This is a genomic window from Nitrosomonas marina (genome assembly GCF_900111605.1).
GTDB classification, from domain to species: Bacteria; Pseudomonadota; Gammaproteobacteria; order Burkholderiales; family Nitrosomonadaceae; genus Nitrosomonas; species Nitrosomonas marina_A.
The window spans coordinates 1-26,006 of record NZ_FOIA01000040.1; the positions used below are offsets into that span (position 1 = coordinate 1).

A 26,006-nucleotide genomic window follows, 5' to 3' on the forward strand; every position below is an offset into this window, starting at 1 on the left:
TAAGACTGCGTAACAAAAGGAAAAAACATAGGGCGACTAGCTAAAACAGGCTAAAAAATATTAGCCTGGAGGAGTAAGCTCGCTCTAAACTCTAGGTATTCTCTACAAATTCAACAGCCGTGCCGCGATACCCGGCATCACCTGAAAATGCTTCAAATGTCGGACATTTCTCGACGACGCTCTTTAATACATCGCAACCGGCCTTGGTATCATGTATGTTAGCAGCATGCACAATTACCTGAACAAGATTTCCCATAGTATCCACCACAATATGGCGTTTGCGCCCTTTGGTTTTCTTTCCGCCATCAAATCCGCGCCCCTCACTGGCACCAATGGTTTTCACGCTTTGCGAGTCAATCAAACCATAGCTCGGCGTTGTTTTTTTGCCGTTTTTTTTCGATGTTCCCGATTCAATTGATCCATCACTTTTTCCCAAACGCCACCGCGATTCCATTGGCTATAGTGATCGTAAACCGTTTTCCACGGTGGAAACTCCTTGGGCAACAGTCGCCACTGGACTCCGGTCTTATTCAGATAGAAAATGGCGTTGACTATAGTGCGCTTGGTATGTTTCGCACCTGCACCGCCTCGATTATCTACCGGATCAAAAAAATGCTTGATTAACTTCCATTCTTCATCAGAAACATCGCTGTCATACATTATCTTAACAAGTAACTTTATATTAAAACCATTATTCTGATGATAAATAGTGCGTTTTTCGCCAGACAGCTTCTAAATTCATTACCTCAAACTCACTCGGTGTCAGTGTATTGATTAACTGCTCAACATCCGAACGTTTGATGGTGATTTTATTTAATAGCTTGGCATACATTTTCTGGCTTAGAAAAATGTTGCCGTTAAGTACTTCGCGTATGGCGTTGATCAATACCTCGCCGGATTCCTGCTTCATTACATAGCCTCGTGCACCCGCCTGTAAAGCCCTTTCTGCATAGATCTCATCATTATTCATGGAAACAAAAAGCACAGGTAACGCAGGATACAGAGACTGAATGTCCTTGATTATTTCAAATCCCGATATGATTTTGAACGTTACGGCAAGCAGCACAATATCCACCTGACAGCCCTGTTTTAAAAAGCTTATTGCTTCGCAACCGTCTTTGGCTTCAGCACAAACCGCCATGTCAGGCTAAAGATTGACAAGTATGGCGATGCTTTGCCGCATCATGGCATGACCGTCCACCAGCATTACTTTTCGACTTTGACATACTGAAACATTCGTATTAATACGGCATTTTATGTTTTGTATTTGCCGTTGCCAGTTTTCCATGATTCAAGAACCGGCCGCATATAAAAAATGGTTACTGTTTTTGCCTGATACACGTTGCGTAGCGTTCGTGGAAGCATGATTTACTCGCTTTTGTTGTTTGAAAATGGGTTTGGTTTGCAAATCGCAAAAACGGATTTGAACCTGAAATAGCAGGATGGATAATTGACATGACACCATACAGCATTTTAAGTATGATGGATGTGTAGCTTGCGCTGGTATTTGGGACAACAAATTAAGGAGCTTTGCATGTATAAGAAAATTGTTGTTGCAGTTGATGGGAGTGAAACTGCCCAGCAGGCTTTAGGTGAGGCAGAAAATATTGCAAAAACGTATAATGCAGAACTGCGTATCGTACATGCAATCGTTCTGACTATGGGTGGTGATCTGGAGGCAGACAAAAAAACAGGCCAGAACATTATTGATCATGCCAAATCCATTGTAAAACTGCCGAATGTGGAAACACAATTACTGATTTCCGAATCTGGATTCGGCTTGATTGGTATTATTGAGACTATTGCCGCTGCGGTTGCAGACTGGGATGCTGATCTGGTTGTCGTTGGAACAGCGAATCGCCGTGGATTGAAGCGGTTCCTGATAGGCTCCGTTGCGGAGCAGCTTATTACTCAGGTTGACGCATCCATTTTGCTGGTTCGGCCGACCAAAACTTGATGATGAGAATTGGCTGTTCTTTTCAGATTCCTCTGTTGCCGGCAGGCATCGGCTTCGATGATGACACGATGTTTGCCGGCCATTTTTTTTATAAACGCCGCTATCGAACAATTCGAGACTGAACTATGGCATAGCTGGACGTTGCTTATACATTTTTGATAGCGATTTTCTTAACGCCGGATTTACCGGTTTCCTTGCGCGGTATGTTGATTGTCAGCAGACCTTTATCCATGTTTGCCTGAATAGCATCAATATCCGCATCGTCTGGTATCGCGAGTACTCGTTCAAATGCGCCATAGCGGCATTCCCTGCGGTAATAGTGCTTGTTTTTGTCTTCCTGTTGCTCTTGCTTGCTTCCCTTGATTACCAGCACTCGATCTTTTAATTCAATTGACAAATCATCCTGTGACAGTCCGGGTGCCTCAAGCGTAATCGTATATTGCCTGTCATCGCTCGCGATATTAATGCTGGCTCTAAAGGTCTGCGCTGAATCATCAGAAAAAAACTGGTTCAAAAATTCTGATCGCGAATGTAATGGCAGACCAGAACCGCGAAAGGCGTCATCAAACAGGCGATCAATTTCCCGGTGCAGCTGATTCAGATTGTTGATATGTGAAACTGGTGATAGTGACTGATTATCTGATTTAACCGGAATAACATCCTGTTTGTGGCTTTCGGGTTCTTCATGCTTAAACCAGTTCCAGGGATACAGTTTTTGAAAATCCATGTTTCATTCTCCTCTCGGTCACATTGATAAAAACATATCCAGCAATATTCATAAACTTAATTTGAAAATAGGGGTTTATGAATTTTTTTCAATATGCCGGTACGGACTGATGCACCAAACGGTACTATTTCAGGGCAGCGCTGTGGTACCCATCAGATACCGGTCGCATTCACGTGCAGCGCCGCGCCCTTCGTAAATGGCCCAGACCACCAGGCTTTGGCCGCGGCGCATGTCGCCGGCTGCGAAAATGCCTGCTATATTGGTTGCATATAGACCTTCGTCTGCTTTGATATTCGTGCGTGCATCGCGTTCAAGAGCCAGTTGATCCGCAATTGTATCTTCGGGACCAAGAAACCCCATTGCCAGCAGCACCAGATCAGCCGGCCATGTTTTTTCACTATTCGGAATTTTTTTGGGAAAAAACCGGCCATTTTCATCCTGCGCCCATTCAATGTTGACAGTGTGTAGTGTTTTGACGTGGCTGTTGTCGTCTCCTGCAAACTGTTCAGTCATGATCAGATAGTTGCGTGGGTCATCGCCAAAGCGGGCTGCCGCTTCTTCCTGTCCGTAATCGAGGCGGTAGACTTTAGGCCATTCAGGCCAGGGATTGTCGGGTTGGCGCGTATCCGGTGGTCGGGCCATGATCTCAAATTGAGTAACGCTTTTGCAGCCATGGCGCATTGCTGTTGCCACACAGTCGGTGCCTGTATCTCCGCCGCCAATTACGATCACATGTTTGTTTTTTGCTGAAATTTCCATCTTGCTGTTGGAATCGTTGTCCAGCAGGTGCCTGGTATTGGCATGAAGAAAATCGATGGCAAAGTGAATTCCTTCAAGATTGCGCCCTTCGATGGCCAGATCGCGCGGCCGGGTCGCACCGCAACACAGTACCACGGCGTCAAATTCCTCGCGTAGTGCAGTTGCGGGAAAACCATCCGTGCCAATGGCTGCGCCGGTGATAAACTGAATGCCTTCCTGAGCCATTAGCTCGACGCGCCGTTGTACAACTGTCTTGTCGAGTTTCATATTCGGGATACCGTACATGAGCAGGCCGCCGATCCGGTCGGCGCGTTCATATACTGTTACCAGGTGGCCGGCGCGATTCAGCTGGGCAGCACATGACAGACCGGACGGACCTGAGCCGACAACGGCCACTTTTTTTCCGGTACGGTACTGCGGCGGTTCAGGGACAATCCAGCCTTCTTCAAACCCCTTGTCTGCAATCGCCTGCTCAATGGTTTTAATGGTGACTGGCGGTTCGATAATACCCAGCACACATGAGCCTTCACAGGGGGCAGGGCATACCCGTCCGGTAAATTCGGGAAAATTATTTGTTTTATGCAAGCGTTCCAGCGCCTGTTTCCAGAGCCCGTGGTATACCAGATCGTTCCACTCCGGAATCAGATTGTTGATCGGACACCCTGAGGCCATACCGCTGATCAGGGTGCCGGTATGACAAAATGGTACACCGCAATCCATACAGCGGCCGGCTTGTGTTTTGAGTTCCTGCGCCGGAAGGTGCGTGTGAAATTCATGCCAGTCGCGAATCCGTTCCAGTGGCGGCCGGTTTTCAGGTAGCTCGCGCTGATATTCTATAAATCCGGTGGGTTTACCCATTTCACTGTCGCCTCCTGTTGTTGAGCTAGTACTCTATCAATATGATATTGCCAGGTACAGCGTTTCCGTGGTGTTATGGAGCAAGGCACAAGTACGCGGGAAAGGATTATTCCCTTTTCAAGTACTGTAACACGGCTGCAGGACACCACGGTAACGCCCTGTGGGTGAGCTTGTCAGCGTCCATGGACTACGTTGTGTCTTTTGGTAATAGAACGACTATTTCCTGCAAGACACGCCTTGCCATGAACACTGACAAGCTCACTGAACCCAGCAATATCATATTGATAGAGTACTAGTTCAGTTCATGCTAATTTCCGCTGATGCGCGCCATATCGTTTTTATTGTCCTCAAAGGCAGCCATTATGGCTTTTTCACCTGTCATACCCGCATTTTTTGCGCGTGCGATCGCGTCCAGCATGCGCCGATAATCTTTTGGCATGACCTTGATAAATCTGTACATGGTTTCCGTCCACTCCGCCAGAATCTTTTCTGCGCGTTTACTAAAGGTTGCGGCAGCATGTTGCGCGATCATGCGTTTGACTGTTTCGATATCATCTTCGTTCAGCTTCTCAAGAGCTACAGTTTCAAGATTGCACAGACGGTGAAAAGTTTCGTGTTCGTCATAGACATACGCAATCCCGCCTGACATGCCAGCGGCGAAATTTCGTCCGGTCGATCCGAGAACCACGACACAGCCGTTGGTCATGTATTCACAGCCGTGATCGCCAAGACCTTCGATGACAACATGCGCGCCACTATTACGCACACAAAACCGTTCGCCGGCCATGCCGCGGATGTAGGCTTCTCCTCCTGTGGCGCCATAAAAAGCCACATTGCCGACAATCATATTGTGCTCGGGTACAAATGTGGATTGTGATGGCGGATACAGAATCAGCTTGCCGCCGGATAGCCCCTTGCCAAAATAATCGTTGGCGTCTCCTTCCAGTTCCAGCGTCAGACCGGGCGGTATAAACGCGCCAAAACTTTGCCCGGCGGAACCCTGAAAGCGGAAAAAAATGGTATCTTCCGGCAAGCCGTCCGGGCCGAATCGCCGAGTGATTTCGCTGCCCAGCATCGTCCCGACTACACGATTGGTGTTGCGTATGGACAAAGCGGCCTTTACATTTTCCCGGCGTTCCAATGCTGGTTCAGCCAAATCCAGCAGCGCCAGGTTATCGAGCGCATTCTCGAGTCCGTGGTCCTGCGGTATCTGGCAAAAATGTCCTACTTCAGGCCCGACCGAGGGTTGGTACAGGATCTGCGAAAGATCCAGCCCCTTGGCTTTCCAGTGATTCACCGGCTGTCTGGCTTCAAGTCGATCGGTGCGGCCGATCATTTCACTGATCGTACGAAAACCCAGTTGCGCCATTATTTCACGAACTTCCCGGGCGATGAAATACATGAAATTGACGACATGTTCCGGATTACCGGTGAAGTTTTTGCGTAGTGACGGATTCTGCGTAGCTACGCCGACCGGACAGGTGTCGAGATGACAGACCCGCATCATAATGCAGCCCATAGCAACCAGTGCGGTGGTGGCAAAGCCGAATTCTTCAGCGCCCAGCAATGCCGCGATCACAACATCGCGCCCGGTTTTTAACTGACCGTCGGCTTCAACCACAATACGGCTGCGCAGATTGTTCAGCAGCAGTGTCTGGTGTGTTTCCGCCAGCCCGAGTTCCCAGGGTAAGCCTGCATGCTTGATACTGGTCAGCGGCGATGCGCCGGTACCGCCGTCATGGCCGCTAATCAATACAACATCTGCATGTCCCTTGGCTACTCCTGCAGCAATGGTGCCGACACCGGCTTCGGATACCAGTTTGACGCTGATGCGGGCATGCCGGTTTGCATTTTTCAGATCGTGTATCAGTTGCGCCAGATCTTCAATTGAGTAAATGTCATGATGGGGCGGAGGTGAGATCAGTCCGACGCCCGGTGTCGAATAGCGTACTTTGGCAATCCAGGGATATGCCTTGCGGCCCGGCAGTTCACCGCCCTCACCGGGTTTGGCGCCTTGCGCCATTTTGATCTGCAGTTCTTTTGCCTGGGTCAGATATTGACTGGTGACGCCAAAACGCGCTGACGCTACCTGTTTGATGGCGCTGTTGCGTGAGTCGCCGTTGGCATCAGGAATATAACGGGCCGGATCTTCCCCGCCTTCGCCGGTATTGCTTTTACCGCCGATTCGATTCATCGCAATGGCCAGTGCTTCGTGCGCTTCCTGACTAATTGACCCGTAGGACATCGCGCCGCTTTTAAACCGCTTGACAATGTTTTCCACCGGCTCTACCGATTCGATCGAAACCGGATTGTTCGCGTGTTTCAGCTCAAGCAGGCCACGCAAAGTAGCCATTCGCCGGGACTGATCATTAATCAGGGTACTGTATGCTTTAAACGTCGAATAATCACCGTTGCGGCAGGCTTTTTGCAACAGATGTATGGTTTTTGGGTTAAACAGATGCAATTCACCGTCTTTGCGATACTGATACTGACCGTAGACATCCAGTGCGGCTCGGTCAGCAGGCAGCGACGGGAAAGCCCGCGCATGCTGCTGCACTGCCTCCCGGGCGATTTCCGCCAGGCCGATGCCGCCAACCCGAGAAACCGTCCAGGTGAAGTACCGGTCAATCAGCGCCTGTTTCAGCCCGACAGCTTCAAATATTTGTGCGCCGCAGTAGGACTGCACCGTCGAGATGCCCATTTTCGACATTACTTTTACGATACCTTTGACAGTGGCCCGGTTAAATTGATTTACTGCATCTTGATACTGAATACCGGGTAACATGTCTTCTTGGATCATATCGTTCAGGCATTCATAGGCCATGTAGGGGTTGATCGCCTGCACGCCATAGCCCAGCAACAGACAGAAGTGGTGAACCTCGCGCGGTTCGCCGGATTCCAGAACCAGCCCAACGCGCATTCGGGATCCGCTGCGGATTAAATGATGGTGCAGCGCTGCACAGGCCAGCAAGGCTGGAATCGGCGCGTGATCCGTGTCAATCTGTTTATCTGACAGAATCAGGATGGTTGCACCGGCGGCGATTGCCTGATCTGCGCTATCGAACAGTGCATTCAATGCCTGCTCGAGCGTTTCTCCGTTGCCAGTTGCCTTGAACAGGATCGGTAATGTTGCGCTCACCAGTCCGTGTCTGTTGAGCTGGCGCAGTTTGGTTATGTCCGTGTTTTTCAGGATCGGGGAATCGAGCCTGAGTCGGCGGCAGTTATCGGCGTCCGGCCGCAATAAATCGCTGTCGCATCCCAGGGTTAGCGTGGTAGCGGTAATCAGTGCTTCACGAATCGGGTCGATGGGCGGGTTGGTGACCTGGGCAAAAAGCTGCTTGAAGTAACTGTACAGTAACTGAGGCTGGTCGGACAGTACCGCAAGCGGTGTATCCGTCCCCATCGATCCGATAGGCGGTACGCCGTGTGTCGCCATCGGCCCGATGATCAGACGCAAATCTTCAAAACTGTAACCAAAGGCCAGTTGTCGCTGTAGCGTTGCCCGGTGATCACAGACTGGCGCTGGATCCGGAGCAGCCGGCATATCATCGATATGCAGCAGATTTTCGTCCAGCCATTCGCGGTATGGACGCGCCGTGGCAATTGACTGTTTCAGCTCTTCGTCACTGATAATCCGTTGCAGATGGGTATCGACCCATAGCATCCTGCCAGGCTTCAGTCGACGCTTTTCCAGTATTCGGTCAGGCGGCACGTCGAGCACGCCGACTTCGGACGCCATGATCACCAGATCGTCCTTGGTGATGTAATAACGTGACGGTCTTAAACCATTGCGATCGAGCATGGCGCCAACGCCGGTGCCATCGGTAAAGGCGATGGATGCCGGTCCATCCCATGGTTCCATCAGGCAGCTGTGATAGGCATAGAATGCACGTTTCTCGGCATTCATGCTCTGATGGTTTTCCCAGGGTTCAGGGATCATCATCATCATTGCATGGGGCAGGCTGTAACCGTTCAAAGCGAAAAATTCCAGACAATTATCGAATTTGGCCGAATCACTGCCGTCCGCCTGGATTACAGGCAGCAGTTTGGGCAAATCATCGCGGAAAAAATCCGAGTCGAGCATGGATTGACGGGCGCGCATCCAGTTCTCATTTCCTCGCAGTGTATTAAATTCCCCGTTGTGGATCGTAAAACGGTTAGGATGCGCGCGTTCCCAGCTTGGAAATGTATTGGTACTGAAGCGCGAATGAACCAGACCCAGCGCTGATTTGATCGCAGGATCGGAAAGATCGGGATAAAAGGTGACGACCTGCCGTGGCGTGAGCATGCCTTTATAGATGATTGTGCGGCAGGACAGGCTGGGTAGATAAAAATACTGTCCGCCGTCAATTTTCCCGTAACGAATGGTATTTTCAGCCCGACGTCGAATCACGTATAGTTTGCGTTCGAAAGCCTGGTCGTCCGGCAATCCGTCATGCCGGCCGATAAAAAGCTGGCGAATGAAAGGTTCGCATGAACGGGCGGTTGCTCCCAGATGAAAATTGTCAGTCGGCACACTTCGCCAGCCAAGCAAATGCAGTCCTTCCTGTCGAACGATTTCCTCCAGGCGCTTTTCACAGAGATGGCGCTGGTCTCTGTCCGGCGGCAGGAAAACCATACCGACACCGTATTGCCCCGGACCGGGCAGCTGAAAACCGAGACCTTCACAGGCCTTCTGCAGATACGCATGAGGGATTTGCAGCAGAATGCCGGCTCCGTCGCCGGTATTCTCCTCGGAACCGCATGCGCCGCGATGATCGAGGTTTTGCAATACTGTCAGTGCCTGTTCGACAATTTGATGAGAGGCCTCACCCTTTATACTGACGACAAAGCCGATACCGCAGCTGTCATGTTCGAAAACGGGGTCGTAAAGCCCCTGTTTGCAAGGAATACCGTTTAGTATCATGTTCGCATCCCTTCTGTTTTCAGTGAGTTTTGAAATGTCCGGCAAGCGGTGCATACAACACGACTGTGCGGACATTCGAGTGATTATTATCCACTTTTTTTACAGTAATGGATATTGTTTGATAGCACGCTTTGCGTAATTGAAAATGGCTGTTTGCAGTTAGACCGCAAACAGCCATTAATATCACATGGATAGCGTACTAAATTATTTAAACGTTTCGATTTTCGACCACTGCCCCGCGTTGATGATCAGCGCAGTTCTGCGGTTTTGGTTCGATTGCTGTGTAAACCCTATTGAACCGGAACCTTGAATTCTTTCAGCAAATTTACAATATATTTTCCCGGAATTGCATAGCTGATTCCGCTGGGTGCTGATAACGCCGCTTCCTTGCTGCCTTTGACATACACCATGTTGATAATGCCATAGACTATCCCGGTATCGGGGTCGTACAATGGACTGCCGCTGTTGCCCGGGTAGGCTACGCCGTCGAGCTGAAAGACCAGAAAGGGAGATTGCAGCTGTCTGATCAGTTTTGCATCCAGCTGTGTTGTATTGTGTGCAGGTCTGATTATGGGTGTGATGGAAGAAATAATTGCCTGATGGGTAACCGGATAAAAGCCAAGTATCATACCGATAGGAAAACCGGTATAAGCCATTCTTCTGCCTTCACGGATAGTGTCCGACTCTCCCAGCTGCATAACGGGCAATGTGGTCCCGCTGATTTTCAGTAAAGCGATGTCATGCGCCTTGTCGACGGAAATAATGGTAGCATCCCGAAGATCAGGCTTATTATCCTGTCCGGTGATGACAACATATTTCTCCTTTTTTTCCAAATCCAGTGATTCGGGTATAACATGAGCATTGGTGACGACGTGCAGGCCATCACCAACGACAAAGCCCGTACCTTTGAAGGTTATGGGCGGCGTGTTCATTTTCTGGTATGTGCCAATACCGACAATCGCCGGCTTGACCCTGGTAATGGTTTCTTCCAAGTGAGCATTGCTGTCAGATGATAAAATGAACAGACTGGCTGCAGTAAAAAAGAGCAATATTTTCCGGTCGCCGTATATAAATAATCGCTGAATGAAGGATGTTATTAATAAACAATTCATAATAAAAAAACTGTATTTCAGTCATGATAGATAAACTGGAAAATCATAAACCTAAATGACAAACAATGCCTAATATTTTGTTACCAGGGTTAAAAAAATGCACTATATACAACAACCTCAGGATACAGGCACAGTATGACGGCATGCTATTTTTTTAAATTTTATTTCATATGATTGTACGAACCCGATTTGCACCCAGCCCGACCGGTTATCTACATATCGGTGGTGCGCGCACTGCGCTGTTTTCCTGGGCTTATGCACGCAAGCATGGTGGTAAATTTGTATTGCGCATTGAAGATACGGATCTTGAGCGTTCTACCAAAGCGTCGATTCAGGCCATTCACGAGGGTATGTCCTGGCTGGAGCTGGATTACGACGAGGGACCTTTTTACCAGATGGAACGATTGCAGCGTTATCAGGAAGTAGCGCAGCAACTACTGGAAAACGGCCAGGCGTATTATTGTTATGCGAGCAAGGAAGAACTGGAACAAATGCGGCAACAGCAGCTTGCGGTCGGTCTGAAGCCTAGATATGACGGGCGCTGGCGTGATTCCAAACAGACGCCGCCAGCAGACGTCAAACCGGTTATTCGTCTCAAAAACCCGTTGTCGGGTTATGTGTCATTTAACGACCTCATTAAAGGTAAAATCTCTGTTGCTAATCAGGAACTTGATGATCTGGTGCTGATCCGTAGCGATGGAATTCCCACCTATAACTTCAGCGTGGTACTGGACGATCTCGATATGAATATCACACACGTGATCCGGGGAGATGACCATGTTAATAATACGCCCCGGCAAATCAATATTCTGAAAGCACTGGACGCCGGCTTACCCGAATATGCACATGTACCCATGATACTGGGCGCAAACGGTGAACGGCTGTCCAAACGTCATGGCGCAGTATCGGTGACCCAGTATCGTGATGACGGCTATCTGCCTGAAGCACTGGTCAACTACCTGGCAAGACTGGGCTGGTCTCACGGCGATGAAGAAATATTCAGCCGCGAACAACTGGTTGAATGGTTCGATCTGGCATCAATCAGCCGCTCACCGGCCAAATTCAATCCTGAGAAACTGCACTGGCTAAACCAGCAATACCTGAAAAAAACGGACAGCAACCGTCTGGCCGGGCTGGTCAAACCTTTTTTGTCGAGAGACGATTGCAATTTCGATCAGGGCCCTGATTTGATCGCGGTTATTGATTTGCTGAAAGAAAGAGTCAACACGGCAGAAGAGCTGGCTGACGCTGCCGTGTTCTTCTTTCGCCCGCTTGAGCCTTCCGAGGAGCTGCGACAGCAGTTTTATACCCTGGAGAGTAAAACGATATTATCGGAATTGTTGAAAAAACTGATTCAACTGGAAAACTGGAGCCGGGATGCGATCCACCAGGCGATCAAGGAGACCGTAAAAGAGCAGGGCGTCAAGTTTCCAAAAGTCGCCATGCCGCTGCGGGTTATGGTGACCGGTGAAGTGCATACACCTTCAATTGACGCCATACTGGAATTGCTGGGACGCGATGAAACGCTCAAGCGTATGACCGTCCAGATGGATAAATTTATGGATTCATAGACATGGAATTGCTTTACTTTGACAACATGCATCAGTATAATCCTTGTTCCTTTGATCAGGGGGTATAGCTCAGCTGGGAGAGCGCTTGCATGGCATGCAAGAGGTCAGCGGTTCGATCCCGCTTATCTCCACCAGTTTTTAAAAGCTAGCGCTATATTCACACTAGGTCCCCATCGTCTAGAGGCCTAGGACATCGCCCTTTCACGGCGGTAACAGGGGTTCGAATCCCCTTGGGGACGCCATATAAAACAAATGCTTATAATAAATCAGGAGTGTTTGTTTTTTTTGGTGCGTAATCCGTGGAAATAAAACCTTAGAAAATTCTCAATGAGAATTATTATTTCCAATTTTTATGCCGCACAAGTAACCGATTAAGCTCATCTCGATAAAATAGCCATTTCGGCATGCATTGTTCCTTCAACAGTACCCTCATAGGTGTGGGGTGAGATTGCGGTGCCTGTCAGCACCAAACCCGTATGTGAACAAATGACCGGTTATCCAATCGGCTCTGTTCCTTTGTTCAGCAAGGCAAGATATTGACTGTACACAAAGACCTTGTGCCGTTCTTTCCCGGTGATTTCTTTCACAACACCAAGTTCTTCCAGCGTAGACAGATTGCGCAGAACGGTCGGCAATGAGATATCGCAAGCGGCTTTAATTTTTGCTGTTGTGGTGATCGGGTTGTTTTGCAGGTAATTGTGGATGGTCAGCAACGCTGCCGTGGCTTTGCCGGATTGTTCAATATCCTGCCTGTCCGTGTTAAAAAGCTGAACAATCGCTTGCGCCGTTTGCGTGGCCTGATTGGCCGTGTCAATCAGGCCACGCAAAAAGAAGCCGATCCATGCTTCCCAATCACCTGTTTCTCTTACGGATTGCAGATGGTTGTAATAATCCCGGCGATTGGTTTTGAGATATAGGCTGAGATATAAAAGCGGCTCTTTTAATATGCCGTGTGTACATAAAATAAACGTAATTAATAACCGTCCCAAACGTCCGTTGCCGCCAAGGAAAGGATGAATGGTTTCAAACTGCGCATGAATGAGGGCAGCTTTGATAAGGACGGGCAATTTTGTATTTTCGTCATGCAAAAATTTTTCAAAATTATCCAGACATTCCATCAAATATTCAGGCGGCGGCGGAACGAAGGATGCAGTGCCGGGGCGCGAACCGCCAATCCAGTTTTGTGATGTTCTGAATTCTCCGGGTTGTTTATTTCCGCCGCGCGCATTGTCCATGAGCTTGGCATGAATTTCACGGATAAGGCGCAAGGATAAGGGAAAATTCTTTAAACGTTCCAATCCATAGCTCATGGCCGATACGTAACACGAAACCTCTCTCACATCATCAAGCGGCGCACCCGGCGCTTCTTCATTTTCAAATAACAAAAGATCGGAGAGTGAAGATTGCGTCCCTTCAATCTGTGAAGACAGGACGGCTTCTTTACGAATATACATATAGAGGAATAATGACGGGTTTGGCAAAACCATGCTCATACCGTCCAAACGACCCAAAGCTGTATTGGCCTGATCCAGCAGCGGATAGAGATTGCCTATGTCAATAGGCGGCTCCGGCGGCAAAGGCTGGGGGATATAGGCATTGTAGCTTTCACCACCAACAATGGTGCTTTTTACGCTGCGTCCTATGCGGGTTTTTAAATCCATTTTATTCTGCAAGTAACGTTTATCTGCAAATATGTTAGTTATATAAGATTAACTCATGTCTATGAAACATACTAGAATTTAAATAACGAAAAGTATAAAAAATGTTATTTGTTTCCATCTAACTCACATGCACGATATATCGTGACACATGAATACAACCTTCAAAGCGCCAGCGGTAGTTCAGTTTGGCGCGGGATTTTGGCAGGTCAGTGTTTAGCGCGAGAAAGCATCGAAGGAGATAGGCGCACACTGATCTGCTCGATCAATCGGTTGCAGGTCAGGATTTACGGTAAACTTACTATATCGACTATAAAAAGATGGGCCGGGATATGTAATATAGCGGTGATATATTCACAATTGAAGCAGGATTTGAGGAGGTGCATTTTTCTGGTGTCGGAAAAAGTAAAAGCACTGCAAATTTTTTGCAGTGCTTTTACAAATAGCCGTTTTTCCAGATTGCTGAAATATCAATGCTTCTACACTCAATTAAAGTATTTATTCAAACTCTGGCCGGGGCCGACGATACCGATGATATTCACATCGCCGTTGGTTGTAACTGTGTAAAAAACGGTATGTTTTTCATACAGGAAGCTGTGATAGCCTTCCTTTATTTCATCACGGTTTGAGCCGATCCTCGGATTATCCGTAAGCCATTGAAAGCGCTGCTCCAACCCGCGAAGATATTTATCGCTTTGCTTTCCACCCCATTTCTTCCGGGTATAGCGACCGATTTTCTTAATATCTTCTCTGGCCCTCGGTGCAACAATAAAACGCGGCATCAATTCTCGCGATCAAGTTCCTGAATGATTTCTTCCATGGAAAAATTTTCAATGCCTTCGCCATTGGCTATCTGCCGCTCGCCTTCGGCCAGATGCGCCCGCAAAGCCTGTAATTTGTTTTCCTGTTCTTCCATATGTCTCAAAGCATCGCGGACAACTTCACTGGCCGAACCGTAGCGGCCACTGGCGATTTTATTTTTTATGAAAGTCTCCCAATGCTCTCCAAGCGTTAAACTTGTATTTGCCATTGCAAACCCCTGATATTCGTAAGTAATATATATGAATATATCATGATTTCGGCTATGTTCACTATAAAATAATAGGGTGTTCATTGAAAAAATCTAACGTCCCCAATCCGGGCCGCGTTGGCGGGGTTGTGAACGGCTGCGATTTTGTTCCTGCCGTTGTGCCTCTAACTGTTCAAGACGTTGTTCACGCATGGCTTGATACTGTGACTTTTCGTGTTCCAACTCATCCAGCTGCTTACGTTCTTCAACCGTAAAACGCATCGCCCACAGATAAAGTATTGGTAGAGCCGCTCATGGTGTCGGCTCCAGTGTTTGGTTTTGAAAGTATGGAACGTGATCTTCAAGATACGTATTCCACAGCGCCAACGTATCGAAAAGCTCCCGGCATGTTTCTGCACGGAATGCTGAATTAGTTGTGATGCAGATGTCTTATCATTCTGATTGTACTCTGTTGGATGCCGGTTTTCGGAGTTCGGGATTACTCCCGAACCGGACGCCATAGATATATCAGTTAATATAATAATTCCGGCTTTATTGTCTTTTGTCGGGTTATCTGTAATTTATCTTTATTCCATGATTTGGAGTAACCTGATTGCAGGTTAAGATAAAAGAATCTGCAATCTGGTTTTAATTGATTCGATATTCCTCATCATGAACTATGACCATCAGTAGAAACAAATTCGCTGCTTGAGCAGGTTTCTGTTTTAGGGTTGTTCCAACGAAAGCAGTGGCTAAAATTCCGGGTTTTTTGAATGTTGTCAATCGGTATTGAAAATTTTCAATACCGATTGACAGGTTCGGGCCTGGAATCCCTTCAGCTCAGCAGTAACACATCGCCGGTTTTGTCCTCAATCACAGATTGCCAGGCTTTGTTTTCCTGAAGCCGGAACAAATGGATAATCCAGATCCGTTCCAGCAATGTGGTTGAAATAATTGGTGAATATATTGATGCAGGTCACAGCCAGAATTTCCAGTATTTCTGCGTCGCTAAAACCGGCATTCCTTGCATCAGCCAGCTCGTCATCTGAAAGCTTGCCTTGCTTCTCGATAATTTGTTCGCTGAGCGTCAAGGCTGCCTGGGTTTTGGGGTCAACTGCAATACCTTTAAGGCTATCATGAATTTGATTCTCATCAAATTTCAATCTTCTGCCCATAGCGGCATGCGCTGAAGCGCAGTAGTCGCAGTCGTTGAGACTTGCGACCCGCAACGCAATTTTTTCCTTGATCTGGGCGGAGATTTTACTACGACCAAGGGCCGTGTAACCATCCAGCAAGAATCCCAGGGTGGCCGGTGAGTGTGCGGCTGTTTTGAAGATATTGGGTACTTGTCCGCGCAGTTCCATCACACGGTCCAGAATTTCCTTGGATCCATTTGCAAAGTTTGAATTTATTTCGATACGTGCCATTTTTGCCTCCTAATGAATTGTTAACCAGATCCCGGCTACAACGATGCGCCAAACGATTCAAACATCGACGCCAGCATCTAAAAAATAGTGATAGCTGACAATTGAAAAACCCTGCTTCAAAATCGGTTTTGAAATACTCCCGCAAAGCGGTCATTCGTCAGCTGCTAGAATTGTACAAATTAACAATTGAGAAATAATTAGCTATTATTACAATTTTTTATTGCAGATATTGAAATAAACACGCGCACCCAATTGGGTAGGTTAAGCATTTACCAGCGTTAGCTGGCGGTTGTTTAGTCTGTTATCATTATCGGGATATAGCTAATCCGGCAGTAACTGAACAATGAAAGCAAAAAATCCATGCTGTGTTTATCTGGGTGATGCGCTTGCGCGCTATGCATTCGGCGACAATCATCCATTTGGCCCGCTGCGTCACAGTGCTTTCAGTGATGCACTGTACCGAAAACGTCTTGATCAGTTTGTCGACATTCTGATGCCTGTTGCCACCACTCAGGAAATTCTGGAACTGTTTCATAAACATGAGTACATTGAAAAAATCAAAGCCATGTCAAAATCGGGCAGCGGCTTTCTGGACCTGGGCGATACGCCGGCATTTATCGGCATGTATGAAGCAGCGTTGACGATCGCGGGTACCGTATGTAATGCCATTGACCGTGTTGTTGCCAATGAATATACGAGCGCATTCATACCCATCGCCGGCCTGCATCATGCACAACGCCATACTGCGGCAGGGTTTTGTGTCATTAACGATTGCGGCGTTGCCATCGAGTACCTGCGTCATAAGCATCACGTAAACAGGATTGCGTATATCGATATCGATGCGCACCATGGTGATGGTGTTTTCTACAGCTTTGAAAATGATCCCGATTTGATTTTTGTGGATTTCCACGAAGACGGCCAATATTTATATCCGGGAACAGGGGGTGTCAGTGAGACCGGAAAAGGTGACGCCAGAGGCACCAAGCTTAATATTCCAATGCCGCCCAATGCCGATGATCGATTATTTATGAAATCATGGCCGCAAGCCGAAGAATTTATACGCTCAGGTAATCCTGAGTTCATACTGGTGCAATGCGGTGCCGACAGCCTCTATGGCGACCCGATAACGCACCTGGCTTATACTGAAAACGTACATAAGCATGTGATAACAAACGTTTGTCACATTGCCGGCGAATGTTGTGGTGGCCGTGTGGTGGCTATGGGCGGCGGTGGCTACAATCTCGACAATATCGCTAAAACATGGACTGCTGTTGTCAGCGCCCTGATTGGCGCGAACGAGCCTGGTAAAGTCGTGTAGAAACTGCAAAATGAAAATACCGTAACACACACGGTTCAAAAACCTTGATAGCATCAAACAGCCATCCGCCCTGGCATGCAAACACTCCCGGGGTAGCTTGTGATCATCTTCAAACCCTTAGACTCTTGAAAATCTCTGCATAAAATCTTATTGTCTAAAAAAGATCAGAAAATCGCTCGATTTGTGTGTGGTTGTCATGAGGTGTGTATTGAATGATGACCCGGGTTTCAAGCATCATTTTCTGAATCAATTGATAATCTATCAGTCAATAAATGACGACAGTTATAAAAGGAACAACATGAGTTTATTATTAAAAAAATTATATTTGCTTTGTTCGATTCTTCTGCTCGCAGTGGGTATAAATGCGCCGTCGCTGGCCCTGGATGGACCACCCGCGGCATTGGAGCACATTGATCCACACAAAAAAGTCATCACTCCGGAAGAATATTTCTGGATTGAAGGTCAGGCACGGTTTTCCGCCCGCGTTGACAGCGGCGCAAAAAGCACCTCGATACACGCAATCGAAATCGAGGTTGAGGACGCCGCGGATACCATGATGGACAATGTTGGCAAACAGGTTAACTTTAACATTGTAAATGAAGAAGGTAAGACCTGGTCGCTTTCAAGGCGTATCAGTTCTGTAACAAAGGTACGTAATTCACAGGGTGTTGAATACCGCTATAATGTGCCGCTACGCTTGGGCTGGAACGGTATCAATAAAACGGTTGATGTGAATTTGCGGGACCGCAGTAAAATGACGTACAAATTATTGATCGGCCGGGACTGGATGAATCGTGAGGTGGTCATCGACCTGGAACATTGACGCTATTTATTGATTGGGTAACGAACGCCGGGTTACGATTCACTTCAAAGACTCACAGAATACAGTGATCGACTATCTCAAAAGCGGAATGGACAGAATGGACAATTTCTTGGAAATTGACCCGCCTACCAGCAGGTAATATGCCGAACAAACAGCTGAAATGGTTTATAGCCAGCAGCATCCGTATCCATCTATCCCCGGCTTACCGGTAGGCTTCAAATGGACGACGGCTGTTTTTTTCGTGCATCAGCACATGCGCAAACACGACATCGGCTTTTTCCTCGATCTCATTATTTTGAAAGCTTGCCGGCAGACCGGTGCGGTCATCCCATAAATAGTTTTTGATGAATATCCTGATTTCGTCACGCGTGCTTTGCTTGGCGGAAAAATCCTGAATCTGGGCCAATTGCGCCTGCAGGGTCTGGTACAGGCCGGTCGCTACCTGCTTCAGCCGGTCAGTTTCCTGCCGGGACAGATCCGGTTTGAACAGCAGATCGAACACGGCCAGTGATTCTTCGTCAAGCCCTTCCCGGGCTGCGCGCCTGTCTTCCTCATCAAGGTTTTCTGCAAAACGCATCATATCTTCAAATGTCTGTTCGATCGTGGCGCGGTTTTTTTCGCGATTATATGCCTCGATGATTTCTTCGTAATGCTTTTGAAAATTGGTTCGGGTGGGGTTTTGCTGCATCATTTTGAACAGCTTGTTTTCAATCACCGTTTTCAGATCGTGAACAATCGTATGCTTGGCGCGGGCGCGCTCGAATTCTTTCTTCAACCGTTCAAAGTTGATCCGGCTGATGTCGTACAATGCCCGCTCTTCCCTAATGCCAGGTTCTTTATCGGAAGTTACCGGTTCAATGTTTTCTTCAATGATGCGGTGCAGTGCCCGGATGATATCGGAAATGTCCGCCTTTTCAACGCCTTCCTGCAGTTTTTTGTAAATGATGTTGATGGCATCGTAAGCATGCCGGTATTGATTGATGTCCTTGATGGTCAGGCACGCCCTGAATTTCCTGAACACCTCGCGGCAGATGATTTCAAATCGTTTGCGGGCTTCATCGTTCTGATTGACGGCCTCCTTGGCGTCGACAATGGCTTTATTGCGATCAAACCCCGTTTTTTCGAGCACGTCTTCAAGCCTGAAATCCTGCGCCTGTAAAAATGCTCTGACGCTTTCAATGGCTTCTTCAAGATCTGCAAGCAATTCCGCTTCAGGGCGCACCGGGTCAATTTCGGGCGGAATGTCATCGCCGTCAGTCATACCCGCGCCCTGATGCCCGGCAAACGTCGCCAGCGCCTTGCGCAGATTCTTCAGGATGCCGCAGTAATCGACGATCAGGCCGTTATTCTTGCCTTCATGCACGCGGTTGGCGCGCGCGATGGCCTGCATCAGGGTATGCGCCTTCAGCGGTTTGTCGAGATACAGCGTTGACAGGCTGGGCACGTCAAACCCGGTCAGCCACATGGCGCAGACGATAGCCACGCGGAACGGATGGTTTTCTTTCTTGAACGCGGTTTCAATATCAATGCGCTTGCCGTCACCCGTTTCAAACCCTTCCTTGATCAGTCTGCGGTGTGGTGTGATATCCAGGTCCCATTTGCGGAACTTGTCCACTTCTCCCTGTTCTTCACTGACCACCACCGCCATGCGCGTCCCCCGCATCCAGTCGATCTGGCGCGACAAATTCGCAGCCGCCTGTTCATCCACGGTGTTCAGTTGCTGTTCAAGTGCGGCGATGCGCTTGTCCCAGCACGCCAGAATCAACCCATGCATGCGCACGCAGGTCACTTTATCGATGCAGACCAGCATGGCCTTGCCGGTTTCCCACTGGGTGCTGTAATGCGTGACAAAATCTTCGGCGATTTGCCGCAAGCGGTACTCGGCGGTGATCAGGTGGTAATCGCGCTTGAGTTCCTGCTCCAGCCGCGCAGCGGTGTCGATGTCGTCGATTTCGATTTCCTCGAGCTTCTCGGCAATGCGCTCGTTCAGTTCGCTGGTGGCGATACCCAGTTTTTCGCCGCGTGCGTCATAGTACAGCGGCACGGTGGCGTTATCTTCCACGGCGCGTTGAAAGTCGTAGGTCGAGATGTAATCACCAAATACGCGCCGGGTGATTTCGTCGTCCTTGAACAACGGCGTGCCGGTAAAGCCGATATAACCGGCATTGGGCAGCGCATTGCGCAGATTCAGTGACAGGCGGCCATACTGCGTGCGGTGCGCTTCATCGGTGATGACAATCACGTCGTCGCGGTCTGAATAGGGATCGTCCGGATGAACATCCTGATTGAATTTCTGCACCAGTGTAAACACATACGCCTTGTGCTGATTCAGCAATTCCTTCAGGTGCTCGCCCGATCCCGCGCGGCACGGGTCGCGGTCATTGTCGACCAGGCCGCATCCGGCATACGTTTTGTAAATCTGACCATCGAGATCATCGCGGTCTGTACAGATCAGGAACGTAAAATGGCTGCCCAGGCAGCGGTGAATCTTGCGCGTGAAGAAAACCATCGAATACGATTTCCCCGAACCCTGTGTATGCCAGAAAACACCGAGCCTGCCGTTGCGTTCTTTTCTGTGCTTCACGGCATCGATAGCGCGGTTTACGCCGAGATACTGGTGATTGCGCGCAACAATCTTGACCATCTTTTCCCGGCTTTCGTCAAACACGATGAAGTTTTCAAACAGATCGATAAAATTGCGCTTGTTGCACACGCCTTTGAGCAGGGTTTCCATATCCACCACGCCGGGCTCGTCTTCGACCAGCCGTTTCCAGTCGTTGAAATGCTCAAAGCGGCTTGAAACTGAACCGATTTTGGCATCCACCCCATTGGCCAGGATGATCAGTGCGTTGTGGTGAAACAGATGCGGAACGGTGTCCTTGTAATCGCACAGGTTTTTTTCAAACGCGTGACGGATGTCCTTGTGCAGCGTCTTGCACTCGACAAACAGCAGCGGCAGGCCGTTGACAAAGCCGACAATGTCTGCACGGCGGCGGTAAATATCGCCGCGTACCCACAACTCACGCACGCACAGGAAGTGATTATTTTCCGGTTCCTCGAAGTCGAACACTTTCAGCCGTTTCTTTTCCAGCTCGCCCTTGCTGTTGCGGTATTGCACCGGCACGCCGCTTTTAACCCGTTCATAGTGCTCGCGGTTGATCTGCAGCGTATTCTGCATTACCGGTGCGTCAACCATCTGGCGCAGTGCGTCCTGATACGCCGCACCGGGAAGACCCGGATTCAGTTTCACCAGCGCTTCACCCAGATAACGTGTCAGCACCACCTCCTTGTCCGATTGCCGTCCTAACAAGCTTTCAGCACCGAACGTTTCGTTGTGATACGCAACTACGCTGTCCCAACCGAGTTGTGTTTCAAGATAATCGGCGGTAGTTTGCTGTACCAGCGTGTCTTCGTTCAGGAGAGCCATCAGACGGCGATTTCTCCGTTCATGAGTTTGGGAAGAAGGAGATCGCGTGCATGAATAAGATTTTTATTTTGTTTCATCAATAAGCGGGCTTGATTTATTAAGTCAGTTACGTATTCCTGAAATTCAGTTAATAACGTATCAGGCGGCAATAAAACATCGATACTTTTAAAAGTTGCCTTATTGATTTCTTTATAGGTAGTTCCGCCAGCTAAACCAATAATTTCGCTCTTTCGAAACATTAAGTTATGCAACAAATACATCTGAATATTGTGTTGTTTCGGAATTATAGAAATGAAACCCTGATTAGTGCATGCTTCCCCGTCATAGAGACCAAAATAACCAATTGATGCTCTACTGCTCATCATGATCGTATTAGGGGGCAGCATTTTTGCTGAGCTTTTTTGCAAACCAAGTTTGGTTATTTTCTTTTCGGAATCCAAAAGTATAAGACTATTGTTTTGTGTTAAATCTTTGGGAACAAACCAAGTTATGTCGCCATCATCCCAGTATTCTGGTACTTTAGTAGAGGGCGTTCCACCGCCCACAGCGTTTGACACTTCACCGTAAGCACTTTTTAACCACCCCTCCGGCACACCATCCACAACCTTGACATGCTCATGGCCGGGGAAGCGGAAACGGACAAACCATTCCTTGTAAAGCTGCCGTGCGGATTCTTCCAGTAACGCAATCCGGCGTTTATTGTTTTCGATGAGGTCGTCGTATTCTCTTAAAATCTTGGCTATCCGGTGTTGGGTCTTTATTGGGGGTAAATGAACCTTTAATTGTTTCAATTGGTTGCCTCGAATCCCGGCCTGAACTCCTTGAGTAACAATGGAACGGATACGACAAGAAGGTGACTTGAAATAGTAATAATAAAATTCTGGGTCGGCGATTTCTTCCTTTAATCTCACGCGAATAATATGAGACTCAAATGTAGTTGGCTCATTGGTTTCTTTTACAATCGAACACTTTCCCGCTCCAGAAAGGACTAATGATTGCCTAGCGAACAATAAGTCTCCTTGTTTGACAAGCATTTGACTCAATTCTCTGTCATTCATTGGAACTAATTCCATTTCAATAGAACCAATCCTGTCATTTGCAAATAACTCGCCCATATTGATCATCTTATACCCACTGCCACGAACTTTGGCTGGTCGCGTAAGTCCATTTTTCGAAGGTATATCGTACAAATCTTCAAAATTTGTTTCGATCCAACTCACACACCCAACTCCTCAAAATTCTTCTGAATCCGTTCAGCCAGCATCGCGGCTTCTTCATTGAGTCCTTTCAGTTCGATATGAATATCGCGCAGCGTTTCTTCAAAGTCGAAGTCTTCGTTTTCCGGTTCAGGTGCAACACCGACATAGCGTCCTGGCGTCAGGCTCCAGTCGTTGGCCTTGATTTCTTCGATATCTACGAGCTTGACCAGTCCCTCGACATCGCGCAGTTGTGCTTCGGGAAAACGCTCCTGTAACCAGTGCGCCTGTTTGAAGGTATAGTGCACCTGCTTGAGTTGCTCCACTGCTTGTTTGCGCAAGTCGTCGAGTTCATTGAGCAGCCGGTTCAGACCGCGTTCATTGCTGTCCCTGGCATGTTTCTCAACGAATTTATAAAGCTGGTCGATTTGTTTCAATAAATCACGGCTGGTTTCTGCGAGTGGTTCCAGTTCTTTGGCAGACTGCAACAGCCCGGCATTATCGCGCGGCGCTTTGGCCCAGGCATTGGATTGACCGGTTATGCTGTTTTCAAACGATTTGCGGTCTGTTTTGAACAGGTCGATGGCCTGCCGGGTTTCTTCGTCGATAGTGTCCAGTTTGTCGGTCAGGCCGTCCAGCGCACTAATAAAATTCTCGATGGCTGGAATAGATTGTTGCGCCTCATCGAGCGTGGTTTGCAGATAGCTTTCAACCCGTGCGAGAAAGCGCTGCTGCTCACCGCGATGCAGCCAGATGATCGCCGTCAGATTGGCGAGTTGCTCGGGTGAGAAGTCATAAATCTTGCGCGTGACCTTGCGAAAAACATTGCGTGCATCAAGCATCAGCACCTTGTCTTTTAACTGCGCGGGTTTGTTACGGTTGAAGAACCACAGTTCACACGGCACCGAACGCGTGTAAAAGAAGTTCGAACGGATCGCGATCATGACATCGACGTCACCGCTTTCCACCAGTTTGCGCCGCACTTCGACCTCCTGACCGCCCGCGCTCGATGCCTGTGACGACATGACAAACCCGGCGCGCCCTGTTGGGTTCAGGTAACTGTAGAAATACGAAATCCACAGATAGTTGCCGTTGGAGACTGCGCCTTTCTTGTTGACGCTGGGCAAACCGAACGGCAGGCGCGGATCGTTCCTGATTTTCTCGGCATCGACGTCATCGACGTTGAACGGCGGGTTGGCCATGACGAAGTCGGCCTTGCCGCACAGCTCGTGCTGGTCTTCGTAGTAGGTGATGCCTTTCTGGATGTTGCCCTCAAGACCATGCACGGCGAGATTCATTTTGGCGAGGCGAATGGTAGTCGGGTTTTTTTCCTGGCCGTAGAAAGTGGCGACCTCCTGCGGGTTTTTGTGCAGTTTTTCGATAAAGTGCGCGCTTTGTACAAACATGCCGCCGGAGCCGCAGGCGGGATCGATCACCGTGCCGTGATCCGGCTCGATGACGTTGACGATCATCTGCACGATGGATACCGGGGTAAAAAACTCGCCGCCGTCATGCGCGCTCTGGTTGGCGAACTGGGTCAGGAAATATTCGTAAATGCGCCCGAAGATATCGCCGGTTGCTTTTTTCAGCGCCGGGTCGTTGAACGTGCGCAGCAGGCTGCCAAGCACGTCGTTATCGAGTTCCTGATATTCGCTTTTGGGCAGAATGCCTTTCAGCGTGTCGTAATCCGCCTCGATCGCTTCCATCGCCTGGATCACCGCCTGCGCCCGGTCGTCGCTGTCCCTGAGGCTTACCAGTGTGTCGAACTGCGCTTCCGGTTTCAGATAGATCGCGCTTTTGCTGGAGAAATCTTCCCTGGTCAAAGGCCGCGTCTGCCCGCCGCGGCTCGGCAGCGAAGCTTCGATGTCGGGTTTGACTTGCAGGTAGCGGCTGTAGGCATGGCGCAGAAAAATCAGCCCCATGACCGGCAGAAAATACTCGTTGCTGGCGTAGTTACTGTTGGCGCGCAGATTGTCAGCGCTGCTCCACAGCCGTTTTTCGATGGTTTCGATGTGTTCCAGTTGTGTCATCGGGCGCATTCCTTTTCTTTTTTTGGTTTTGTTAACGCGTTTTAAATCCAACCGGTCAGTTGTCGCGCAGAAGGCATACGTATTGGCATAAGGCTGACCCGTGATGCAGTTACGCCGGCATGGTATTGTATAAAAACGGCGTATTGCTGAACAGACAGGGGCAGGGTCGTTCTGCACAACGTGCGACAGGCTGCAGTTTACACAGCAATCCGCAGCCGGGCCAATCCGATGGTATGTTTGTAGGGTTAACCGTTGTGACATTATTAACCCTTGTTTTTTCCCGTCATTACCTGTATCATTTGCGGTTGAGTTTTCTATTCAAATAGAATATTTCATTTGTAATTTTTGATTTGATTATCACGTCAGCGTCATAACAGCCAATCTGTCAGACATAAACTTTGAGTAGCTCATAAAGCAGCTGATTCAGAGCCTTTATTTAAAAAATAAACCGTCTCAGCCTCGCACGATGTGCAGGCGATGCAAAGATTCCGGCTATATATAACGTTTATAGCGATTAAGCTGCCTATTCAAACCAAGCGCAAGCAAAGGTGCAGCAAAACGGTTTATTCATACCAAACAAATACGAATCTTCGCCGTCGAGACGGCGGATTTGAAATTGCTGGATAGCAGAGCAGTATCTACTGCTCGATCTAAACTCACTTCGTTAGTTTATAACTGCAGGCGCGTTACCGCATTACTCGAAAGCGCGGTCATGACACTTGCCATCAATAAGAGAATCCATGAAACATTTTAATTTACTGGGGCTTCCTGAAGCCCTGAATCATTCGCTGCATCAAATGCAGTTTACCGAGCCGACTCCCATTCAGGCCCAAACCATTCCTCGTGCGCTGGAAGGCCGCGATATTCTGGGCTCGGCCCAGACCGGGACAGGAAAGACAGCCGCCTTTGGCATTCCGCTTGTCGCCCGGTTGTTGTCAGACCCGCAGGGTTCGGCATTAGTGATGACGCCAACACGTGAACTGGCCGCACAGGTGATGAGTCAATTGCAGGCGTTGCTTGGCAGGCAAAGCAGGATCAAAACAGCGCTGCTGATTGGCGGCGAATCCATGCCGAAACAGATAAAACAGCTTCGCAACCGGCCGCGGTTGCTGGTGGGAACGCCCGGACGCATTAACGATCACCTGCAGCAGGGAAATCTCAAGCTGCACGACACCGGCTTACTGGTGCTGGATGAAACAGACCGTATGCTGGATATGGGCTTTACAAG

At 48.6% G+C, this 26,006-nt stretch carries 21 protein-coding genes and 2 tRNA genes; 8 read left to right on the plus strand and 15 right to left on the minus strand.

What is annotated here, in order from left to right:
• Nucleotides 1-91 precede the first annotated feature (91 nt).
• From BMY62_RS14165 to BMY62_RS14175, 3 genes are read right to left on the minus strand one after another with little or no spacing between them, the layout of a single operon-like run.
• Complete coding sequence (locus BMY62_RS14165) at nucleotides 92-343, minus strand: transposase (protein ID WP_177170407.1); 252 nt, start codon at nucleotides 341-343, stop codon at nucleotides 92-94.
• Between the two features lie 14 nt (nucleotides 344-357).
• Nucleotides 358-660, minus strand: coding sequence for a transposase (locus BMY62_RS14170; RefSeq protein ID WP_090661439.1), 303 nt, complete (start codon nucleotides 658-660; stop codon nucleotides 358-360).
• A gap of 31 nt (nucleotides 661-691) precedes the next feature.
• Nucleotides 692-1,141 (minus strand): response regulator, encoded by a 450-nt coding sequence (locus tag BMY62_RS14175; protein WP_256207641.1) that lies wholly within the window; start codon nucleotides 1,139-1,141, stop codon nucleotides 692-694.
• A 393-nt stretch (nucleotides 1,142-1,534) separates the two neighbouring features.
• Here BMY62_RS14175 and BMY62_RS14180 point away from each other — a divergent pair, with 393 nt between their 5' ends.
• Nucleotides 1,535-1,957: a universal stress protein gene (locus tag BMY62_RS14180; RefSeq protein ID WP_177170408.1), complete on the plus strand. Its 423-nt coding sequence runs from the start codon at nucleotides 1,535-1,537 to the stop codon at nucleotides 1,955-1,957.
• A 145-nt stretch (nucleotides 1,958-2,102) separates the two neighbouring features.
• Here BMY62_RS14180 and BMY62_RS14185 read toward each other — a convergent pair whose 3' ends face one another.
• From BMY62_RS14185 to BMY62_RS14200, 4 genes are all read right to left on the minus strand, one after another.
• Nucleotides 2,103-2,684, minus strand: a complete 582-nt coding sequence (locus BMY62_RS14185) for an Hsp20/alpha crystallin family protein (RefSeq protein WP_090661447.1) — start codon at nucleotides 2,682-2,684, stop codon at nucleotides 2,103-2,105.
• 129 nt (nucleotides 2,685-2,813) lie between these two features.
• Nucleotides 2,814-4,301, minus strand: coding sequence for a glutamate synthase subunit beta (locus BMY62_RS14190; protein WP_090661450.1), 1,488 nt, complete (start codon nucleotides 4,299-4,301; stop codon nucleotides 2,814-2,816).
• Between the two features lie 307 nt (nucleotides 4,302-4,608).
• Nucleotides 4,609-9,207, minus strand: a complete 4,599-nt coding sequence (gene gltB / locus BMY62_RS14195) for a glutamate synthase large subunit (RefSeq protein WP_090661453.1) — start codon at nucleotides 9,205-9,207, stop codon at nucleotides 4,609-4,611.
• A gap of 290 nt (nucleotides 9,208-9,497) precedes the next feature.
• Entirely contained in the window at nucleotides 9,498-10,199 is a 702-nt protein-coding gene (locus BMY62_RS14200) for a S1 family peptidase (RefSeq protein ID WP_256207642.1), read from the minus strand.
• Nucleotides 10,200-10,492: 293 nt separating this feature from the next.
• Here BMY62_RS14200 and gltX point away from each other — a divergent pair, with 293 nt between their 5' ends.
• From gltX to BMY62_RS14215, 3 genes are all read left to right on the plus strand, one after another.
• Nucleotides 10,493-11,890 carry a glutamate--tRNA ligase gene (gene gltX, locus BMY62_RS14205; RefSeq protein WP_090661487.1) on the plus strand — a complete coding sequence of 466 codons (1,398 nt, stop codon included), beginning with the start codon at nucleotides 10,493-10,495 and terminating at the stop codon, nucleotides 11,888-11,890.
• A gap of 58 nt (nucleotides 11,891-11,948) precedes the next feature.
• A tRNA-Ala gene (locus BMY62_RS14210) sits at nucleotides 11,949-12,024 on the plus strand.
• A gap of 32 nt (nucleotides 12,025-12,056) precedes the next feature.
• Nucleotides 12,057-12,132, plus strand: a tRNA-Glu gene (locus tag BMY62_RS14215).
• A 252-nt stretch (nucleotides 12,133-12,384) separates the two neighbouring features.
• Here BMY62_RS14215 and BMY62_RS14220 read toward each other — a convergent pair.
• From BMY62_RS14220 to BMY62_RS14235, 5 genes are all read right to left on the minus strand, one after another.
• Complete coding sequence (locus BMY62_RS14220) at nucleotides 12,385-13,551, minus strand: Fic family protein (protein ID WP_090661459.1); 1,167 nt, start codon at nucleotides 13,549-13,551, stop codon at nucleotides 12,385-12,387.
• Nucleotides 13,552-14,033: 482 nt separating this feature from the next.
• Nucleotides 14,034-14,330: a type II toxin-antitoxin system RelE/ParE family toxin gene (locus tag BMY62_RS14225; protein WP_090661462.1), complete on the minus strand. Its 297-nt coding sequence runs from the start codon at nucleotides 14,328-14,330 to the stop codon at nucleotides 14,034-14,036.
• Nucleotides 14,330-14,578: a type II toxin-antitoxin system ParD family antitoxin gene (locus tag BMY62_RS14230; protein ID WP_090661490.1), complete on the minus strand. Its 249-nt coding sequence runs from the start codon at nucleotides 14,576-14,578 to the stop codon at nucleotides 14,330-14,332. The genes BMY62_RS14225 and BMY62_RS14230 overlap by 1 nt, the downstream gene beginning before the upstream one ends.
• A 93-nt stretch (nucleotides 14,579-14,671) precedes the next feature.
• Nucleotides 14,672-14,839, minus strand: a complete 168-nt coding sequence (locus BMY62_RS16250) for a hypothetical protein (RefSeq protein WP_177170409.1) — start codon at nucleotides 14,837-14,839, stop codon at nucleotides 14,672-14,674.
• Between the two features lie 587 nt (nucleotides 14,840-15,426).
• On the minus strand, nucleotides 15,427-15,984 hold the full coding sequence (locus tag BMY62_RS14235; RefSeq protein ID WP_090661465.1) for a carboxymuconolactone decarboxylase family protein: 558 nt from the start codon (nucleotides 15,982-15,984) through the stop codon (nucleotides 15,427-15,429).
• Nucleotides 15,985-16,327: 343 nt separating this feature from the next.
• On the opposite strand from BMY62_RS14235, the gene BMY62_RS14240 reads away from it, so the two are divergent.
• Together BMY62_RS14240 and BMY62_RS14245 are read left to right on the plus strand one after the other, a co-directional pair.
• The gene (locus BMY62_RS14240; RefSeq protein ID WP_090661468.1) at nucleotides 16,328-17,302 is read left to right on the plus strand and encodes an acetoin utilization protein AcuC; all 975 of its coding nucleotides are present in this window, start codon (nucleotides 16,328-16,330) and stop codon (nucleotides 17,300-17,302) included.
• A 298-nt stretch (nucleotides 17,303-17,600) separates the two neighbouring features.
• Nucleotides 17,601-18,125 carry a putative ATP-dependent zinc protease gene (locus tag BMY62_RS14245; protein ID WP_177170410.1) on the plus strand — a complete coding sequence of 175 codons (525 nt, stop codon included), beginning with the start codon at nucleotides 17,601-17,603 and terminating at the stop codon, nucleotides 18,123-18,125.
• A 202-nt stretch (nucleotides 18,126-18,327) separates the two neighbouring features.
• On the opposite strand, the gene BMY62_RS14250 is transcribed toward BMY62_RS14245, so the two are convergent.
• Genes BMY62_RS14250 through BMY62_RS14260 form a run of 3 tightly spaced genes read right to left on the minus strand, consistent with a single transcriptional unit; the run spans nucleotide 18,328 to nucleotide 24,778 of the window.
• Nucleotides 18,328-21,552: a type I restriction endonuclease subunit R gene (locus BMY62_RS14250; RefSeq protein WP_090661474.1), complete on the minus strand. Its 3,225-nt coding sequence runs from the start codon at nucleotides 21,550-21,552 to the stop codon at nucleotides 18,328-18,330.
• Entirely contained in the window at nucleotides 21,552-22,772 is a 1,221-nt protein-coding gene (locus BMY62_RS14255; protein ID WP_143058829.1) for a restriction endonuclease subunit S, read from the minus strand. Before BMY62_RS14255 ends, BMY62_RS14250 begins: the two co-directional genes overlap by 1 nt.
• Nucleotides 22,769-24,778, minus strand: a complete 2,010-nt coding sequence (locus BMY62_RS14260) for a class I SAM-dependent DNA methyltransferase (RefSeq protein WP_090661477.1) — start codon at nucleotides 24,776-24,778, stop codon at nucleotides 22,769-22,771. The genes BMY62_RS14255 and BMY62_RS14260 overlap by 4 nt, the downstream gene beginning before the upstream one ends.
• Nucleotides 24,779-24,897: 119 nt before the next feature.
• On the opposite strand from BMY62_RS14260, the gene BMY62_RS16255 reads away from it, so the two are divergent.
• Both BMY62_RS16255 and BMY62_RS14270 read left to right on the plus strand, forming a co-directional pair.
• Nucleotides 24,898-25,104, plus strand: coding sequence for a hypothetical protein (locus BMY62_RS16255; RefSeq protein WP_090661481.1), 207 nt, complete (start codon nucleotides 24,898-24,900; stop codon nucleotides 25,102-25,104).
• A 414-nt stretch (nucleotides 25,105-25,518) separates the two neighbouring features.
• The coding region (locus BMY62_RS14270) for a DEAD/DEAH box helicase (protein WP_143058830.1) at nucleotides 25,519-26,006 on the plus strand (488 nt) is incomplete at its 3' end.

Bases quoted from the DNA above. Each gene is read 5' to 3' on its own strand.
- BMY62_RS14170 (WP_090661439.1), bottom strand. From the start codon at position 660: ATGTATGACAGCGATGTTTCTGATGAAGAATGGAAGTTAATCAAGCAT.
- BMY62_RS14175 (WP_256207641.1), bottom strand. From the start codon at position 1,141: ATGGCGGTTTGTGCTGAAGCCAAAGACGGTTGCGAAGCAATAAGCTTT.
- BMY62_RS14180 (WP_177170408.1), top strand. From the start codon at position 1,535: ATGTATAAGAAAATTGTTGTTGCAGTTGATGGGAGTGAAACTGCCCAG.
- BMY62_RS14185 (WP_090661447.1), bottom strand. From the start codon at position 2,684: ATGGATTTTCAAAAACTGTATCCCTGGAACTGGTTTAAGCATGAAGAA.
- BMY62_RS14190 (WP_090661450.1), bottom strand. From the start codon at position 4,301: ATGGGTAAACCCACCGGATTTATAGAATATCAGCGCGAGCTACCTGAA.
- gltB (WP_090661453.1), bottom strand. From the start codon at position 9,207: ATGATACTAAACGGTATTCCTTGCAAACAGGGGCTTTACGACCCCGTT.
- BMY62_RS14220 (WP_090661459.1), bottom strand. From the start codon at position 13,551: ATGGATTTAAAAACCCGCATAGGACGCAGCGTAAAAAGCACCATTGTT.
- BMY62_RS14225 (WP_090661462.1), bottom strand. From the start codon at position 14,330: ATGCCGCGTTTTATTGTTGCACCGAGGGCCAGAGAAGATATTAAGAAA.
- BMY62_RS14230 (WP_090661490.1), bottom strand. From the start codon at position 14,578: ATGGCAAATACAAGTTTAACGCTTGGAGAGCATTGGGAGACTTTCATA.
- BMY62_RS16250 (WP_177170409.1), bottom strand. From the start codon at position 14,839: ATGCGTTTTACGGTTGAAGAACGTAAGCAGCTGGATGAGTTGGAACAC.
- BMY62_RS14235 (WP_090661465.1), bottom strand. From the start codon at position 15,984: ATGGCACGTATCGAAATAAATTCAAACTTTGCAAATGGATCCAAGGAA.
- BMY62_RS14240 (WP_090661468.1), top strand. From the start codon at position 16,328: ATGAAAGCAAAAAATCCATGCTGTGTTTATCTGGGTGATGCGCTTGCG.
- BMY62_RS14245 (WP_177170410.1), top strand. From the start codon at position 17,601: ATGAGTTTATTATTAAAAAAATTATATTTGCTTTGTTCGATTCTTCTG.
- BMY62_RS14250 (WP_090661474.1), bottom strand. From the start codon at position 21,552: ATGGCTCTCCTGAACGAAGACACGCTGGTACAGCAAACTACCGCCGAT.
- BMY62_RS14260 (WP_090661477.1), bottom strand. From the start codon at position 24,778: ATGACACAACTGGAACACATCGAAACCATCGAAAAACGGCTGTGGAGC.
- BMY62_RS16255 (WP_090661481.1), top strand. From the start codon at position 24,898: ATGGTATTGTATAAAAACGGCGTATTGCTGAACAGACAGGGGCAGGGT.